Here is a 15,638-nt window from a genome sequence, read left to right on the forward strand (position 1 = left end):
TTACGCTGGGACCCGCGGCCACCAGCCGATCAGGGTTAGTCCACACAACCGACCATGATCAACTGGTGGCCGCACCTGTCTACGGGCAGCCCACCAGCGACATCACGAAGTCCGGCTGGAGTACTAGCCGCCACTTCGCCGCGAGTTCCGCCGCGGCGCATACGCCGACGTCGAGCAGGTACGGTCCGGCCTGACCGCAACCGGAACCCGGCGCGATCGGCTGGCCGTGCCCCATCCCGTTGACGGCGTGCGTGTCGACGGCGGCGCCGACGTCGGTCCACTGCTCGGAAAGCTCGCGCATGTTCATCGAAGCGACCGTGTAATCCGCGGTCCCGTGCCAGACGCTGACCGGCGAACGCGGGCCGGTGCTCGCGGCCCGGACCTTGTCACCCCACTGCTTCGGGGTCAGATCCTTGCCGGGATTCATGCACGAGTACGCGTCGACCATCGAGGCCGCGCACCCGTACGGCAGCCCGGCGACGACACCGCCACCCGCGAACAGTTCCGGATACGTCGCCAGCATCACCGAGGTCATCGCCCCGCCTGCCGACAGACCGGTCACGTAGGTCCGGCTCCCGGCCGCGTACCGCGCCATCTGCGCGATCGATTCCGCCTCCCCTACCCCGCGTTTGATGTCGCCCGCCTGGAACCAGTTGAAGCATTTGTTGAAGTTATTCGCCGAAACCTGTTGCGGCAGAACGAGTTTGAACCGCAGCTTGTCCGCGAGCCCGATCCAGCCCGAGCCACGCGCGTACCCGGCGGCGTCCTGGGTGCAGCCGTGCAGCACGATGACCGCCGGACGTCCGGACGGTAGCCCGTCAGGAACGTATTCGAACATCCGCAAAGCACCGGGATTGCTCCCGAACCCGGTCACGGGACGGATCGTCGCCGCCTGTGCCGGAGCCGAAGAGAGAAGGACCACTGTCGAAACCACCGCGCCGATGAGGAGTTTTCGCATCACCTCAGGCTAAAACCGCCGAGGCCGGGTTCCCACGTGGACGACCACCACAGCGGTCGCGCGTTTTGTGTGGTCACACCGGATACCGATCCCTGCCGGAGGCGCTTACCGTCGGCCGATGCGGCTCATTCTGGTCCTCGCGACGATGCTGGCCCTGATCACACCCGCCGAAGCGGCGGCGAGCGGATGCGCGAACGTACGCGTGCCCGGGGCCGCCAACCAACGATTGTCCTGTTTGGACGATCTGACCACCACCGGCACCCTCGCCACCGGGCACACCGTCCAGGCCGACTGGGCCGGGCTGACCTCGGCCGGTTTCCCGGTCACCGACGCCGTTCCCGGCATTCAGATCGACGGCTATTTCCCTGACACGTCGACGGCCAACACCACGCACGGCTGGAACCACGACGCGCAGTTCGTACTGCGGCTGCCCGATCGCTGGAACGGCGGCCTCGTGGTCTCGGGATCGCCCGGCGTCCGACGCCAGTACGCGAACGACCGCGCGATCGGCGACCAGGTCCTCGCCGACGGCTACGCGTTCGCCGCGACCGACAAGGGCAATACCGGCGCCGACTTCCACACTGACGGACGGCGCCCCGGCGACGCGCTCGCGGAGTGGAATTCGCGGGTCACCCAGCTGACCATCGCCGCGAAGGTCGCCGTGGCCCACCGTTACGGGCGCCTGCCGAACCGCACGCTCGCGGCCGGGATGTCGAACGGCGGCTACCTCGTCCGCTGGCAACTTGAGAACCGCCCGTGGCTCTACGACGGCGGAATCGACTGGGAAGGCACGCTCTGGCGCGAGGACGGCCCGAACCTGTTCACCTTCCTCCCGCCCGCGATCAAGGCTTACCCCGCCTACGCCGCCGGTTCCGAGGCAGCGCACCAAAAGATTCTCGACGCGGGATTCGCACCAGGCTCGGAGTTCCTGTGGCCGTACCACAACGACGTCTACTGGGGTCTGACCCAACGCATCTACCAGGCCGAATTCGACCCGGCGTTCACCGGGACCGACTACGACTACGCCACTCGGCCCCAGGCCGTGCACCGGGCGGTCGAACGGATCTCGCTGACCGGACGGATCGGCAAACCGCTGATCACCCTGCACGGAACCCTCGACACACTCCTGCCGATCAGCCACGATTCCGACGTCTACCAGCGGATGATCGCCGAGCGTGGCCGCGCCGGACTCCAGCGCTACTACCGGATCGTGGACGGCAACCACGTCGATGGCCTGTACGACGTCCATCCGGACAAACTGCGTCCCATCGGGCCTTGTTTCCGTACTGCTTTCACCGCACTCGAAGGCTGGCTGGACGGCGTCTCCCCGCCCGCCTCCGCGACGATTCCCCGCGCGAACGGTGACCTCGCGACCACTTGCGCACTAAGGGGTCCTAACAGAATGATCTCGAGTGTGGTTTGATGCTGTGTCTCGGTGATCGTTGTGTGAGGGGTGGGCTGGGTGGGGCAGCGGCGTCCGTGGGAGGTCGATGATGGTCTGTGGGAGCGGATCGAGCCGTTGTTGCCGGGGGTGGAGCGTCGGTTTCGGCATCCTGGGCGTAAGCGGTTGGACGACCGTAAGGCGTTGTGCGGGATCATGTTCGTGCTCTATACGGCGATTCCGTGGGAGTTTCTGCCGCAGGAGCTGGGCTACGGGTCGGGCATGACGTGCTGGCGCCGGCTGCGGGACTGGACCGAGGCCGGGGTGTGGCAGCAGCTGCACGAGCTGCTGCTGGCGGAGCTGCACGCGGCCGGCCAGCTGGACTGGTCACGGGCGGCGGTCGACGGGTCGCATGTGCGGGCGTTAAAAGGGGGCCGAAAACCGGACCCAGCCCGGTAGACCGAGCCCGCACCGGGTCCAAGCACCACGTGATCACCGACGGCACCGGTATCCCGCTGGCGGCGACCTTGACCGGCGGGAACCGGCATGACGTCACCCAGCTGATGCCGTTGATCCACGCGGTCCCGCCGGTCCGGGGCCGCCGTGGGCGGCCTCGCCGTCGGCCGCGTCGGATCTACGCCGACCGCGCCTACGACCACGACAAGTACCGCCGCCTGGTCCGCGCCGCGGGAATCACGCCTGTCATCGCTCGCCGCGGCGAGGAACACGGCTCCGGCCTCGGCGTCTACCGGTGGGTCGTCGAGGGCGCGTTCGCCCTGCTGCACTGGTTCCGACGCCTGCGCATCCGCTGGGAAGTCCGCGACGACATCCACGAAGCCTTCCTCACCCTCGGCTGCGCCATCATCTGCTGGCGCCGACTCAAAACCCACTCAATCTGTTAGGACCCCTAAGCTGATCGTATGGAATTCCAGGACGTCGTACGACGCCGTCGCATGGTCCGGAAGTTCACCGACGAACCCGTCGCCGACGAGAGTCTGCGGCGCATCCTGCGCAACGCGCTGCGCGGACCGTCGGCCGGTTTCTCGCAGGGGCAAGGATTCCTTGTCCTCACCGGTGAAGAACTCAAGCGATTCTGGGAGTTCGCGGCCAGCTGGGCACCCGCGTCGGTGACGACGGCACCGGTCGCGATCGTGCCGCTGTCGGTCAAGAACGCCTACCTCGACCGGTATGCCAAGCCGGACAAGGGTTTCGCCGCGGGCGACGACTCGTGGTGGCGCGTGCCCTACTGGGACGTCGACACCGGGATGGCGGCGATGCTGATCCTCCAGACCGCGGTGGACGAAGGACTCGGCGCGGTCTTCTTCGGGCTCGCGCCGGAAAGCGTGGAGCGCGTCCACAGCGAGTTCGGGGTGCCGGAGGATCACGACCCGATCGGCGTCATCGCGCTCGGCCACGGTGACGAACCCGGTCCGTCGCCCGACTCGTCGGCGAGGACGATCCGGCGCCGCGACTTCTCCGAGGTCATCCGCTTCGGTCACTGGTGAGCCGGTGCAGCCTGAGCGCGAGCTGGAGTTCCAGCGCGCGCTCGGGCGCCTGCCACTCCTCGCCCAGCAGCGACGCGATGCGGTCCAGCCGCTGCACGACGGTGTTGACGTGCACGTGAAGCAGATCTTTGGCCCGCGTCAAGTTGCCGCCACAGGCGAAATACGCCCGAAGTGTGCCGATCAGATCCGTGCCACGCCGTTCGTCGTAATCGAGCACCGGTCCGATCGTGGCCGTCACGTACGCGTCGAGATCGGCGTGTTCGCCGAGGAGCAGCCCGACGAACCCGAGGTCGGCCATGCTCGCGCCTTCGCCCGCCCGACCTAGGGCCAGCAACGACGCGACACATCGTGCCGCTTCGGCGTGTGCCTCGGCCAGTGCCCGCGGGGAAGTAGCCGGGCCCGCCGCGCCCACCGTCACCAGACAGTCCATTGTGGACGTCAGTTCGACGGCAACGGATCTGGCCAGTGCCCCGGGATCCTCGCCCCGGACCAGCAGGACGACCTCGTCGGCGTGGACTCCGACCAGAGCCGCGTGCCGTGCGGCGGCCATGGCCAGCCGCCGCCGGGAGACGTCGTCGGAATGCGCGATCAGCACCGCGTGCGATGTCGATAAATCGACTCCAAGGCGCTGACCTCGTGCCAGCAACGCGGCGGGATTGCGGCCGGGCGCGGTGAGCAGGTCCGACAGCAGTTCCCCGCGCACCTCGTCCTCGGCCCGAGCGACGGAACGCCGTTGCATCAGCAGCACCGCGGTGACCACGCCCGCCCGCTCGAACAGCCGCCGGTCGGCCTCGCCGAGCGATCGCCCGCCACCCAGCACCAGACTGCCGAGGAACTCTTGCCCCGCTTGGACGGCACACACCCAACCGTCCTCAGTGGACACCGCGCGCCCACTGGCGCGCGACGCCGAGACCGCGGCCCGTGAAAGGCGCAGCTCACCAGCTGTCGAAGCCAGCGCGTCGCCGTCGGCGTCGAAAACGGCGATCCCGCCGCCCAGCACGCCCGCCACCGCGGCGGCGACCTCGGCCAGATCACCGCCGCGCAGCACGAGATCCATCAGCCGGTCGTGCGCTTCTTCGGCACGGCGCATCGCGTCGTTGTGCGCGCTGATCGTCGCGTTGGCGGCGTTCAGTTCGGCGACCGCGCGACGCGTCTCGTCGAGCAGATGCGCGTTGTCCAACGCGATCGCCGCGTGGTCGGCCAGCGACGACAGCAGCGCGACCTCTTCCGGGCTGAACTCCCGCGTCGTCCGGTCGGAGGCGAACAGCACCCCGATCACCTTGCTGCCGATCGCCAGCGGCACGCCGAGGATCGCGGTCAGCCCCTCGTCGAGCACCCCGGTGTCGATCGACGAGGTGTGGTGGAACCGCTTGTCGTTGAAGTAATCCGCCGTCGCGTACGGCCGCGCGGTCTGCGCGACCAGCCCGCCGAGCCCCTCCCCCATCCCCAGCACGATGTCCTGGAACAGCGCGGAAACCGACCCGTCGGTCACACGGACGTAGGTGTTGCCCTCGGTTTCGTCGTTGAGGCTGAGATAGGAGACGTCCACCCCGAGCAGCGCCCGCGCCCGCCGCACGATCGACCGCAGGACGGCATCCGGATCGTCCAGCCGGGCGAGGTCACTGGCCGTGTCGAACAGCGCGGCCAGCTCCGCCTCGCGCCGCCGGTGCTCGGCGACGGTGTCCCGGATCCGCAACGCCAGCTCGGTGGCCTTCGGGTCGACAGGGACGTGCGCCAGCTGCTCGCTGCCCGCCCCGGAGGCGAGCAGTTCGAGCAGCCGGCGCAACTGCGCGGAACTGTCCACAACGGTCATGCTGACACGTGACTGCGCTCCGTGAGAACTTCGGAGTGCAGGGATTCCCCCTTCGTCTCGCGGGCGACGAGCAGCGCGATCACGGTCAGCGCGCACATCGCGACGACGTAGAGCGAGACCGGGACCGTGCTGCCGAACTCCTTGAACAACGCGACCGCGATGAGCGGCGCCACCGCGCCCGCCGCGATCGACGACAGCTGTCCGCCGACCGAAAGGCCGGTGTAGCGGACCCTCGTCGGGAACTGCTCGGAGAAGAACGCGGCCTGCGGGCCGTACATCGCGCCGTGCAACACGAGTCCGACGGTCGCGGCGAGAATGATGACACCGGAATTCTTGGTGTCGAGCATCGCGAAGAACGCGAAACTCCACGCGGCCATACCGATCGCGCCGAACAGATACACCGGGCGGCGTCCGATCCGGTCGGAAAGAATGCCCCACAAGGGAATGGTCAGGAAATGCACGGCCGAACCGATGAGCACCGCGTTGAGTCCGGCCGATTTCGACAGCCCCAGTCCGGTGGTGACGTAAACGAGAATGAACGCGGTGATCACGTAGTACGAAACGTTTTCCGCCATCCGCGAGCCGATCGTGATCAGCACCGCGCGCCAGTGGTTCCGGAACACCTCGACGACCGGCGCGTGCTCGGGCTTGCTTTTCTCCTGCGCCGCCAAGAAGACCGGCGATTCGCTGACCGCGAGCCTGATCCACAGCCCGATCACCACGAGGGCACCGGAAAGCAGGAACGGGATCCGCCAGCCCCAGCTGAGGAACGCCTCGTCGGACTGCGTCGCCGCGAGGATCGCGAGGACGGCCGTCGCGAGCAGGTTCCCGCCGGGCGCGCCGCACTGCGGCCACGACGCCCAGAACCCGCGGCGCTTGTCGTCACCGTGTTCGGAGACGATCAGCACCGCGCCGCCCCATTCACCGCCGAGCGCGAAACCCTGCACCAGCCGCAGCAGTGTCAGCAGGATCGGCGCCAGGACACCGACGCCTCCGTACGTCGGGAGGATGCCCATCGCGCAGGTCGAACCGCCCATCAGCAGCAGGCTCAGCACCAGCAGCTTCTTACGGCCGACCCGGTCCCCGAAATGCCCGAACACCAGCCCGCCGATCGGCCGCGCGAGGAAACCCACGGCGTAGGTCAGGAACGCGAGCAGCGTGCCGGTCAGCGGATCGTTGGTGGGGAAGAACAATTTGCCGAACACCAGCGCCGCGGCGGAGGTGTAGAGGAAGAAGTCGTACAACTTGATGCCTGGTGGACGCCACCTGGGGCCGAACGGGTCCAAAGGTGCTCTGACCTGCGTTTTCCGGCCGGTTGTGTCCTGTTGTGTCCGGCCGTGTCCTGACGTCTGACGGCCTGTAGACGGCCTGGCGGTGATCTTGGTGTCTGCTGTCGGACCAGGTTCGGCGGGCCGCTGCGATGCACAGCAGGACTCGGTGAAGGAGGCGGGTGGGCCTCGGCGGGATGCTGTTCTCCGGTCCTCGGGTGACTGCGGTCTCGGCGGGTCGGGGTTCAGCGCAACGGCCGAGTTCGTAGCGGCTCCACAAGGCGGTCTGGTGGGGGCTGAGCTGGCGGCGTAGCTGCTTCATCCCGATGCTCCCGTGAGTCGACGGCGGTGGCTGAGATGTCCGGGTTGCTGTTCGCTCCCCTTTCCCTCGCCCCTGCCGCGTCCTTGCGCTGAGTCGGTCGTGTCAAGGCATCTTTCCCGCCTTGATGCGGGCGGCTCGGCGTAAGACACTGAGAAGCGAGGGACCCCAGGTGAGTCGCGTTGCGTTCACCTGTCGGCGAGTTGCGGCCTCCACTTGCGGCGACAAGACTGGAACTCGGACCCCCTCAGTGCCTCCCTCCCCCTCTGGGCGCTGAGGGGGTTCCGCATGTCTCGGGGATGTGTCGTCGTCGTTGGCGGCGCGCTGCGGATGCTGCCCTGCGGCGGGCTCGCCCGGCGGCGCCTGCCGAGAGCGGAGCGGTAGGCCGGCGTCGCCTCTTGGGCGTAGCCCGCCGGACGGCAGGTGACCCGCGCGCCGCCAACGGCGGCGCCTTGATCCCATAGAGCCAAATTCGGCAAGCAACGCATTACCGGACTAGCTGCGCGGATGTGGAAGTATGGCCCCATGACTGAGAGCTCGGGGACCGTGGCCGCATCGCTGCCGGAAACGCTTGTCCTGTGGGACGTAGATCACACGCTGATCGAGAACGGCGGCGTCAGTAAAGCGACCTATGCCACCGCGTTCGAGCTGCTGACGGGGCGTTCGCCGGAGGTACGTCCGCAGACTGACGGCCGGACCGATTTTCAGATCATGCGTGAGCTGCTGGCGGCGAACTCGGTAGACGTCGAGGGGTATACCAGTATCTCGCAGTTCGAGGAGCCTCTCATCAAGGCAATGGAGCAGAACGCGCCGGATCTTCCCCAGCTTGGCTATGTCTTGCCGGGTGTGGTTGCCGCTTTGACGTCGCTCTCGACTGTTCCGGCCGTTGTGCAGTCGGTTCTTACTGGCAATATCGCTCCGAACGCGCTGGCCAAGTTGGTGCCGTTCCACCTGGACAAGTGGGTTGACCTGGAGGTCGGCGGCTACGGTTCAGATGATGTAGTTCGGTCCAATTTGGTCGGTGCAGCGCGCGGGAAAGTGCAGCGGAAGCACGGCCGGATTTTTGACGAGTCGTCTACCGTGCTGATTGGCGACACGTTGCTAGACATCAAGGCCGCGCATGACGGCGGCGCCAAGGTTATCGCGGTTGCGACAGGGATTTACGGCGTCGATGAACTCACTGCGGCTGGCGCGGATGCGATTCTTGAGGATCTTTCCGACTTGGATCGCTTCCTGGGTGCGCTGCATCGCGTCCGAACTGGAAACACCCCTGCGTAGCGTCTTACTGCTCGGTTCGCGCGTCCCGAATGTCGTACGCTTCTTCGTCCCACACCAGGTTGAGACTCTTCATATAGGTGTCGAAAAGGTCGCCCTCAGGCGCCTTTTGAAGATGAAGGATAGGGGCAATGTATCCATAGGTGCCATAGATGTGCTGGTTTACGAGCATCTGGTCGTCATAGCGAAATACCGAGTTGTACAGCGACGTTCCATGTAGCCGGAAATCGATTCCGTCAATACCAACCAAAGGTCGGTAGTAGGCAAGAGCCATACGGATACGACCGACTAGCCCTTCAAAGAGACGTTCCTCTTTACCGCGTAGCTCCATCGCGGGTTGCTCGGGGTCGCCGAGCAAGATTCGGATCTTCACGCCGCTTTTCGCCTTGTTCTTGATGATCTGAATTGCTTCCGGGTTATCTTCCGGTAGGAACAGGCTGGCATTGGCAAACAGATCAATTCTTTCCTGTGCACCGGTGAGTAAGTCCATCCAAAGTTGCTTGGGGACGTTCGCTCGATGTGCATAGAGGGCCACCATGTCGGATGGCTGATTGGCGTGCGTACTCACTGGCTCGCTGGCCACTGGAGCGGACAACTCCGGACTGGCGCTCGGCGGCTCGGGTACGAACTCGATTCCGCCGTCATGTGGCTCAAAAAGTTGTTCGACCTGCCATCCTGGAAGCATTCCTTCGAGGATGCGGCAGTGGTCAGCGTATGGCAGGCCAACCATGTGGCCGGATAGCCATCGGTAGAACTGAGCCTTGCTGGGGTGGCCGCCCCTGAGGGTCTTATCGACCTGTTCGGCCACCTTGTCGTACTCGCGACAGAACGCACGGTAGCTCTGCAAGTGCCGTCCCCTGAGCAGGACCTTAAGGACGATCGGGCGGACCTCCGCCGTGGCTGTGTCGATGCTCACGAGACCAATCTACCACGCGAGACAAGACCAGATGAGACCAAGTGAGTACTACATGCGTTCAGGCGAGTACTCCATGGTGTCGTGATGAGACACACGTTTGGCCGATTGTTGTAGGTACGCCGGTAAAGGCGTGTCCGACAAGCGGGAAGGTTTCACACAGCATGGCTATCAACAAAGGTATCCGGTTCGGCATCTCGCACGATGAGGCGTTTCCTCTGGGTTTGGTGATGGTGGGTGAGGTGTCGGCGGACAACGAATATCAGTCGCGTGAGGACCGGGCGGCGGGTCGGCCGGTGCGGCAGCGGGTTGATGAGGTCTCGGGTAAGCGGCAGTGGAAGTTCACAGCGACGGATCCGAGCGAGGAGAAGGCGAAGCGGGCGTCGTTCGAGGTGACGTTGCTCGCGGATGTTCAGCCGGTGCCGACGGTGGGTGAGGTGATGCCCGGTATGCGCCCGGTGGAACTGGAAGGGCTGACGGCGGAACCGAAGGTCGCGGGACAGGGTGAATACAAGTACCTGTCGTATGCGTTCCGCGCAACGGGGTTCAAGGCGGCGGGCAGCGGCAGCGGTTCGTCCTCGGGCGGGAAGGGATCGCGTCCGGCCTCGGCGGCTGCTGGCGAGTCGGCGGCCAAGGCCGCGTAGGCGGCATTACTTCAAGTCGGGAAGTGGTGTCGTTGTGCCGAAAAAGAAGCGCGTGCCGCGTGAGGAAATGTGGAGGACGGCGTACTACGCGTATAACGACGCGTCGAATGCCTTAGCGAGGGTGCGGGGCTCGAATACTCGGGAGTTGGTTCAGGCGGCGTCGGCGTCGCGGGCGGTGGCTCGGTTGTGGCGGGATCTGGCGGCTGGGCCTGATGTTCCGTGGTGGACGTATGCGGCGGTGGTGTCGGCGGTCCGGGTGTTCGAGGGACAGGCGGCAGTGTGGGAGCGACGCGCGGAAGGGAGTGACAATGTGGGACAAGCCGGGCCTGACCTGGGTGATCGGCCCGTGGGACGAAGTGACAGTCGAGGAAACGGGACCGGACCCGGCTTTCCCGCCAGTGATGATGATCTCCGGCACGTCGGGTCTCTTGACGATTCGTCCCCCAAGCACGCCAAGCACGTGGATAACCCGCGTGTCGTTCCTTCACCAACTCCGCGACGGAGCGGACGAACTAGCGGCATTATTGGCGAAACGGGCGATCGAGTAAAACAAATCGGGGGCCGTAATGAGTAAGGAAAAAGTGTCCCACGGCCCCGATTTTCCACGCACTCTTCTTGAGGCTCGGGGGGATATGGTGATGCGTACTCCCTCGGGTGAGGACGATTCGGTTGATTGGGTGAAGTATCACCGCCATAACGTGACGATGTTCCAGGCGGTCGCGGTTTCTGATCCTGATCACAAATGGGAATGCCTGGCGTGGGCCGATATCGAACGGCGGCGGGTGGAGGAGTTCACGAACCGGCCGGAATGGCGGCAGGCAGATGATGGGCCGTCGGAGGTGGTGTTGTGATGGTGGCGCGGCCGAACGCCTGGGGTAAGCCGTCGGGGCAATCGGAGTTCGGCGCGGCCGAGTATCTGCGGAGCCAGCGGGAGCGGATGAACTGGAGTCAAGCAGAGCTGGCCGCGCGGGTGGGGGTCAGCGACGCGACTATTTCCCGGATCGAGACCGGTCAGAGGCCGATTACGTCGTTGGAGACGTTGATGCGTTTGGCTCAGGAGCTTGCAATTGGTTTCGATGATCTGCTGTCGCTGGTAATCGGCGACTACCGGATGAAGGCGGGAGGCTGGCGTGACCGGACGTGAAACGGCTCAGGAGTTCGAACAGCGAATGTGGCGCATGTGGTCGGATCGTCCGTGTCCGGACACGTCGCGCGCCGGTGGCTGGATTCGGTGGCTGCGTGTCACTCGGGGTTTGAGTGCCGTTGAGGTCGCGGACCGCGCGGATATCTCGACTCAGTTCATCTATGAGGTGGAACGTGGTAGGCGGCGACTGAAATCAACGGACAAGGCTCTGCGTTTGGCGGACGCGTTGAATCACGACCCGTTGCGGTTCATGCTTCGCGTGCTGGCTGACATTCTGGAGGACCAGAAGTTATACGTTCCGGAAATCGGTGAGCGGGCGTGAACGGTCGCGACTCGGAAAAGGTGCCTCTCCTGCATGACGGTTCGGCGCTGGACGGGATGACGGCGGCGCAGTGGTTGCGGCGGGCTCGAAAGTGTCGACGTCTGACGCAAGTGCAGCTGGCCGAGCGATCCGGCGTCAGCAAGAACCATGTCAGCCTGTTGGAGCGGGGCGAACGGGCGTTGTCGACAGTGGATACGGTGGTCCGGCTGGCGGATGGCCTGAAGATTGCGCGGGAGCAGGTTTGGCTCGTCGCGCTGCGGGAGTTCGAGCGCAAGGAGCGTGCCCGCTCGAAGAAATGATCACGTAGTCGAGAATTGAATATCAACAATTTTCACACGTGGGGACGCGTGTTAGATAAACGCGTCCTCACGTGGCTAAAAGTGTCCCTATAAAACGCAGAACCGGCCGGTCGGCAAACTGAAACCGGTTCTGCGCCTGTCCACTGGAGCAGTGAACAATGACGAAGATAAATGATGACAAGCGGTGCGAGTCAACGGGGGTCACCCGAACGCGCTGCCCTGAATGCAAGAGGTTCGCTCGGCTGCTGCCGGGTGAGGAGAAATGCTCCCCGTGTCTGGGGATGCTGCCATTGCCGATCGTGGTTCCCGTTGCTGGTCTGCGGGGTGGTCGGCGATGAACACGCAGGAGATCATGACCACGCTTGCGGTCGGTGGTGGGCTGGCGGTGGTGTTGTGGGTGCTGGCGAAGGTCGGGCGTGTGCTGGCGGCTGTGTTCGAGGCGCTGGCCGCGTTGGCGGTGCTGGGTGTGGCGCTGTGGGGTCTGCTGCGGGCGGTCGGCTGGGTTGTTCGGCAACTGGTGACGCACTGGCGTACTTGCCTCGCCCTGGTGGCCTCGTGGGCCTGGTGCACGATGCTGGGCTGGGTCTCCCTGGCTGTCACGGTCGGCGTGCTGGCGGTCGTACAGCTCGTGTGGTGGCGCTGGGACGCGGTCGGCTATGACCAGTGGTGCGGCCGGTGGCTGCGGGCGTGGTGGCTGCGCTGGGCGCTCTACGGGCGGAAGCTGGCCGGTTGGTTGCACGCCTGCGGGCTGACGGTGCGGGATGAGGCGATCCCGGTCGACGTGACGGTGAACCTGGTGTCTCGGCGTCGTCGGCGTGAGGCGGTCGCGAAGGCTCGTCAGGCGTCCGGGGTGGCGGTGCCCAAGCTGCTGTCGGTCCGTTCCGGTCCGTCGTGGGATGAGGTCCGCGTGCGGCTGGTTCCGGGGCAGAAGCCGGAAGATTTCGATGAGGTCGCGCGGGAGCTGGCGGTGGCGCGCAAGGTCCAGCGGTGCCAGGTGCGGGAGCTGGAGCCGAATGTGGTGTCCATCGACTTCATGCGCCGCGATCTGCTCGACTCGGCGGTGATGTGCCTGCCGGTTCCGGAACTGATGCCTACCGATGGCACAGGCGTGGATCTGCGGGCCGTGTACGCGGGGTCGACGGAATACGGGACGCCGTGGACAGTGCCGTTGATGGGCCGTGGCGCACACACGCTGGTGGCTGGTGCGACGGGTGCGGGCAAGGGATCGGTGATGTGGTCGCCGCTGGTGTCGGCTGCCCCCGCGATCCGCGCCGGTTTGGTACGTCCGTCGGGGATCGACCCGAAGGGAATGGAGTTGTCGTACGGGCGCGGGATCTTCGCCCGCTACGGGCAGTCGGGTAAAGAGGCCCTGGAGATCCTGGACGCGCTGATCGATGAGCTGGAGAACCGTAAGCGCGTCTTCGCCGGTAACACCCGTGAGGTTCCGCTCTCGACGGAGTATCCGTTGGAGTTGCTGGAGTTCGATGAGATCGGCGCCCTGACCCGGTACACGGATCGGAAGACCCGTGAGGCCATTGTGGAGCGCGTGGCGGTCCTGGCCACGCAAGGCCGTGCGTTGCTGTTCACGGTGCGTGGGTATGTGCAGGAGCCGACGAAGGAGACGGTTCCGGTGCGGGAGTTGTTGCCTCGGCGGGTGGCGCTGCGGGTGACGTCGAAGACACAGGTTCCGATGGTGCTGGGTGATGGCGCCTATGAGCGTGGGGCGTGGGCGAACCGGATTCCGGAGGGCGCGGCTGGTGTCGGCTACGTCTGGGGCGAAGGCATCCGCGAACCTCTCCGTGTTCGGGCGGGCTGGGTGTCGGACCAGACCATCAAGCACCTTGAGCACTACGTCACCAACGGTGGCGCCTCGGTCGTCCACCTGTCAGACCGGCGCGGCGAGAGGGGGACGGCATGACCACCGTGACCACGAATCAGCAGGTCGAGGCCGCAAACGAGCGATTCCGCGGGGCGTTGTCCGCAGACGTCGTGAAGGCCACGGCGGAGAAGCACGGCGTGTGTGTCCGGCCGTTCACGATGGAGGTCGGCGACACCGACACCGGAGAGATTCGCTACGTCCCGGTGCCGTGCGGGTCCACAGTGGAATCGGTGTGCCTTCCCTGTGCTCGCAAGGCAAAGGCGCTGCGGCAGGCGCAGTGCCGTGAGGGCTGGCACATGACCGAAGAACCCGTGATCACCCGGGAAACCCCGTCGGAGACACAGACGGAGCTGGTGGCGTTCCGGGCGGATCTGGCGGCGGCCTACCGGGAGAGGGTGGCGGCCGGTGATGAGGTCGAGGTGGAAGAGATCCGCGCGGAGGTCGCCTCGGTGGATGAGGAGCTGCGGGCGTCGGGCATGACGGGTCGCCTGCCTGCCCTCGACGTGCCGGAACGGAAGGCGGTGAAGCGGTCCACGAAACGGCGGCAGGACGCGCCGAACCTGCCTCGTCGGAAGGTGTCGGCGTCCACGGTGGGACGCGAGTACGCGGGGCGGTTCCGGCCGTCGATGTTCGTCACGCTCACCTGCGACACCTACGGCCCGGTGCGGTCGGATGGTTCGCCGGTGAACCCGGCTTCGTATGACTATCGGCGGGCGGCTCGGGATGCGGTGCACTTCTCGGCGTTGGTGGACAGGTGGTGGCAGAACCTGCGGCGCGTGGTCGGCTGGGACGTGCAGTACTTCGCCACCGTGGAACCCCAACGGCGGGCGGCTCCGCACCTGCACACCGCCCTCCGTGGCTCCATCTCCCATGAGGTGATCCGCATGGTCACTGAGGCGACCTACCATCAGGTGTGGTGGCCCAACCACGACGAGATCGTCTACACGGATCGGGAACCGTTATGGGACATGAATTCCCGCTCCTTTGTGGACCCGGACACCCGGGAGTCGCTGCCGTCGTTCGATGAGGCGAAAGAGGCGGTCGAGAAACCCGCGCACGTGGTCACGTTCGGCCGTCAAGTCCACTCGAAGGGAATCCTTGGTGGCACGGAGGAATCCGGACGGCACATCGGCTACCTCACCAAGTACCTGACCAAGTCCACGGGTGAGGTGGTCGACGCCGACACCGCCGCGCAGCGGGATCACCACGACCGGTTGCACGCTGAGCTGGCGGTGACCCCGTGTTCGCCCCGGTGCGCGGTGTGGCTGCTCTACGGGATCAACCCGAAGGGGGCCAACGGAAAGACTGTCCCCGGGCACTGCAAGGGACGTGCACACCGCCGGACCACGTTGGGGCTGCCGGGGCGGCGGGTACTGGTGTCGCGGAAGTGGTCGGGCAAGACCGTGGCCGATCACAAGGCGGACCGGAAAGCGTTCGTGGTGTCCGCTCTGGCGGATATCGGTGTGGTGAAAGAGGAACCGGCGGCGGATCGGTTCGTGTGGCGGAAGGTCGAACCCGGCGACACTCACTGTCCTCCTCGGGATCACTTGGTGATGCGGGCGATCGCTGAGCGGATCACCTGGCGGGCCGAGTACGACAGGGCACTACTCGCCGCGCAAGGGCCACCCGGTGACGACGGGCCGGAAACTTCGGCAACTCGGCTGCGGGCTGCTTGATCGAGGGGAAGGGGGATCAGGTGAGCACGGACGTGGCTGGGGTTGAAGCGTTGTGGACGCCGGATGATCTGGCGTCGTTCCTGCGGATACCGGAGAAGACGTTACGAAATTGGCGGTCGGAGGGTGAATCGGGTCCGCCGTTTGTGAAGGTCGGGCGGCATGCGCGGTACGTCCCTGCGGAGGTGCGGGCGTGGCTGGCGAAGCTGTCCCGCTGAATCGGGTAGAGACCTGGGCCGTTCTGT

The 15,638-nt window shown here is 65.8% G+C and carries 17 protein-coding genes; 13 read left to right on the forward strand and 4 right to left on the reverse strand.

The genetic code is table 11. The annotated features are described in order from the left end of the window. Positions 1 to 79: 79 nt before the first annotated feature. Complete coding sequence (locus ACLARN_RS32075) at positions 80 to 958, reverse strand: alpha/beta hydrolase family esterase (protein WP_409495218.1); 879 nt, start codon at positions 956 to 958, stop codon at positions 80 to 82. Positions 959 to 1,076: 118 nt separating this feature from the next. On the opposite strand from ACLARN_RS32075, the gene ACLARN_RS32080 reads away from it, so the two are divergent. From ACLARN_RS32080 to ACLARN_RS32090, 3 genes are all read left to right on the forward strand, one after another. Beyond that, positions 1,077 to 2,381, forward strand: coding sequence for a tannase/feruloyl esterase family alpha/beta hydrolase (locus ACLARN_RS32080; RefSeq protein WP_409495219.1), 1,305 nt, complete (start codon positions 1,077 to 1,079; stop codon positions 2,379 to 2,381). Between the two features lie 39 nt (positions 2,382 to 2,420). Further along, a protein-coding gene (locus tag ACLARN_RS32085; protein WP_409489806.1) for an IS5 family transposase occupies positions 2,421 to 3,241 on the forward strand; the annotation gives its coding sequence in 2 pieces (ribosomal slippage) (positions 2,421 to 2,775 and positions 2,775 to 3,241; 822 coding nt in all). Positions 3,242 to 3,259: 18 nt separating this feature from the next. Then, positions 3,260 to 3,844, forward strand: a complete 585-nt coding sequence (locus tag ACLARN_RS32090; RefSeq protein WP_409495220.1) for a nitroreductase family protein — start codon at positions 3,260 to 3,262, stop codon at positions 3,842 to 3,844. On the opposite strand, the gene ACLARN_RS32095 is transcribed toward ACLARN_RS32090, so the two are convergent. Together ACLARN_RS32095 and ACLARN_RS32100 are read right to left on the reverse strand one after the other, a co-directional pair. Beyond that, positions 3,822 to 5,657, reverse strand: coding sequence for a helix-turn-helix domain-containing protein (locus tag ACLARN_RS32095; RefSeq protein WP_409495221.1), 1,836 nt, complete (start codon positions 5,655 to 5,657; stop codon positions 3,822 to 3,824). The genes ACLARN_RS32090 and ACLARN_RS32095 overlap by 23 nt on opposite strands. Continuing rightward, complete coding sequence (locus ACLARN_RS32100; protein ID WP_409495222.1) at positions 5,654 to 6,943, reverse strand: MFS transporter; 1,290 nt, start codon at positions 6,941 to 6,943, stop codon at positions 5,654 to 5,656. Before ACLARN_RS32100 ends, ACLARN_RS32095 begins: the two co-directional genes overlap by 4 nt. A gap of 826 nt (positions 6,944 to 7,769) precedes the next feature. Between ACLARN_RS32100 and ACLARN_RS32105 the strand changes: the two genes are divergently transcribed. Next, positions 7,770 to 8,522, forward strand: coding sequence for an HAD family hydrolase (locus tag ACLARN_RS32105; RefSeq protein ID WP_409495223.1), 753 nt, complete (start codon positions 7,770 to 7,772; stop codon positions 8,520 to 8,522). A 4-nt stretch (positions 8,523 to 8,526) separates the two neighbouring features. Here ACLARN_RS32105 and ACLARN_RS32110 read toward each other — a convergent pair whose 3' ends face one another. After that, entirely contained in the window at positions 8,527 to 9,435 is a 909-nt protein-coding gene (locus ACLARN_RS32110) for a hypothetical protein (RefSeq protein WP_409495224.1), read from the reverse strand. A 161-nt stretch (positions 9,436 to 9,596) separates the two neighbouring features. On the opposite strand from ACLARN_RS32110, the gene ACLARN_RS32115 reads away from it, so the two are divergent. The 9 genes from ACLARN_RS32115 to ACLARN_RS32155 all read left to right on the forward strand — a co-directional run bounded on the left by ACLARN_RS32115 (position 9,597) and on the right by ACLARN_RS32155 (position 15,611). Continuing rightward, positions 9,597 to 10,076 (forward strand): hypothetical protein, encoded by a 480-nt coding sequence (locus ACLARN_RS32115; protein ID WP_409495225.1) that lies wholly within the window; start codon positions 9,597 to 9,599, stop codon positions 10,074 to 10,076. A gap of 308 nt (positions 10,077 to 10,384) precedes the next feature. Beyond that, positions 10,385 to 10,624, forward strand: a complete 240-nt coding sequence (locus ACLARN_RS32120) for a hypothetical protein (RefSeq protein ID WP_409495226.1) — start codon at positions 10,385 to 10,387, stop codon at positions 10,622 to 10,624. A gap of 18 nt (positions 10,625 to 10,642) precedes the next feature. After that, positions 10,643 to 10,927, forward strand: a complete 285-nt coding sequence (locus ACLARN_RS32125) for an AMED_5909 family protein (protein ID WP_409495227.1) — start codon at positions 10,643 to 10,645, stop codon at positions 10,925 to 10,927. Further along, positions 10,927 to 11,220 (forward strand): helix-turn-helix domain-containing protein, encoded by a 294-nt coding sequence (locus tag ACLARN_RS32130; protein WP_409495315.1) that lies wholly within the window; start codon positions 10,927 to 10,929, stop codon positions 11,218 to 11,220. Before ACLARN_RS32125 ends, ACLARN_RS32130 begins: the two co-directional genes overlap by 1 nt. Continuing rightward, on the forward strand, positions 11,207 to 11,542 hold the full coding sequence (locus ACLARN_RS32135; protein ID WP_409495228.1) for a helix-turn-helix domain-containing protein: 336 nt from the start codon (positions 11,207 to 11,209) through the stop codon (positions 11,540 to 11,542). Before ACLARN_RS32130 ends, ACLARN_RS32135 begins: the two co-directional genes overlap by 14 nt. Further along, positions 11,539 to 11,841: a helix-turn-helix domain-containing protein gene (locus ACLARN_RS32140; RefSeq protein ID WP_409495229.1), complete on the forward strand. Its 303-nt coding sequence runs from the start codon at positions 11,539 to 11,541 to the stop codon at positions 11,839 to 11,841. Before ACLARN_RS32135 ends, ACLARN_RS32140 begins: the two co-directional genes overlap by 4 nt. A 352-nt stretch (positions 11,842 to 12,193) precedes the next feature. Then, complete coding sequence (locus tag ACLARN_RS32145; protein ID WP_409495230.1) at positions 12,194 to 13,759, forward strand: FtsK/SpoIIIE domain-containing protein; 1,566 nt, start codon at positions 12,194 to 12,196, stop codon at positions 13,757 to 13,759. Further along, positions 13,756 to 15,396 (forward strand): replication initiator, encoded by a 1,641-nt coding sequence (locus ACLARN_RS32150; RefSeq protein WP_409495231.1) that lies wholly within the window; start codon positions 13,756 to 13,758, stop codon positions 15,394 to 15,396. The genes ACLARN_RS32145 and ACLARN_RS32150 overlap by 4 nt, the downstream gene beginning before the upstream one ends. A gap of 20 nt (positions 15,397 to 15,416) precedes the next feature. After that, positions 15,417 to 15,611: a helix-turn-helix domain-containing protein gene (locus tag ACLARN_RS32155; protein ID WP_409495232.1), complete on the forward strand. Its 195-nt coding sequence runs from the start codon at positions 15,417 to 15,419 to the stop codon at positions 15,609 to 15,611. Positions 15,612 to 15,638: the final 27 nt, after the last annotated feature.

Source organism: Amycolatopsis sp. cmx-11-12 (assembly GCF_046269425.1).
Classification (GTDB): domain Bacteria; phylum Actinomycetota; class Actinomycetes; order Mycobacteriales; family Pseudonocardiaceae; genus Amycolatopsis.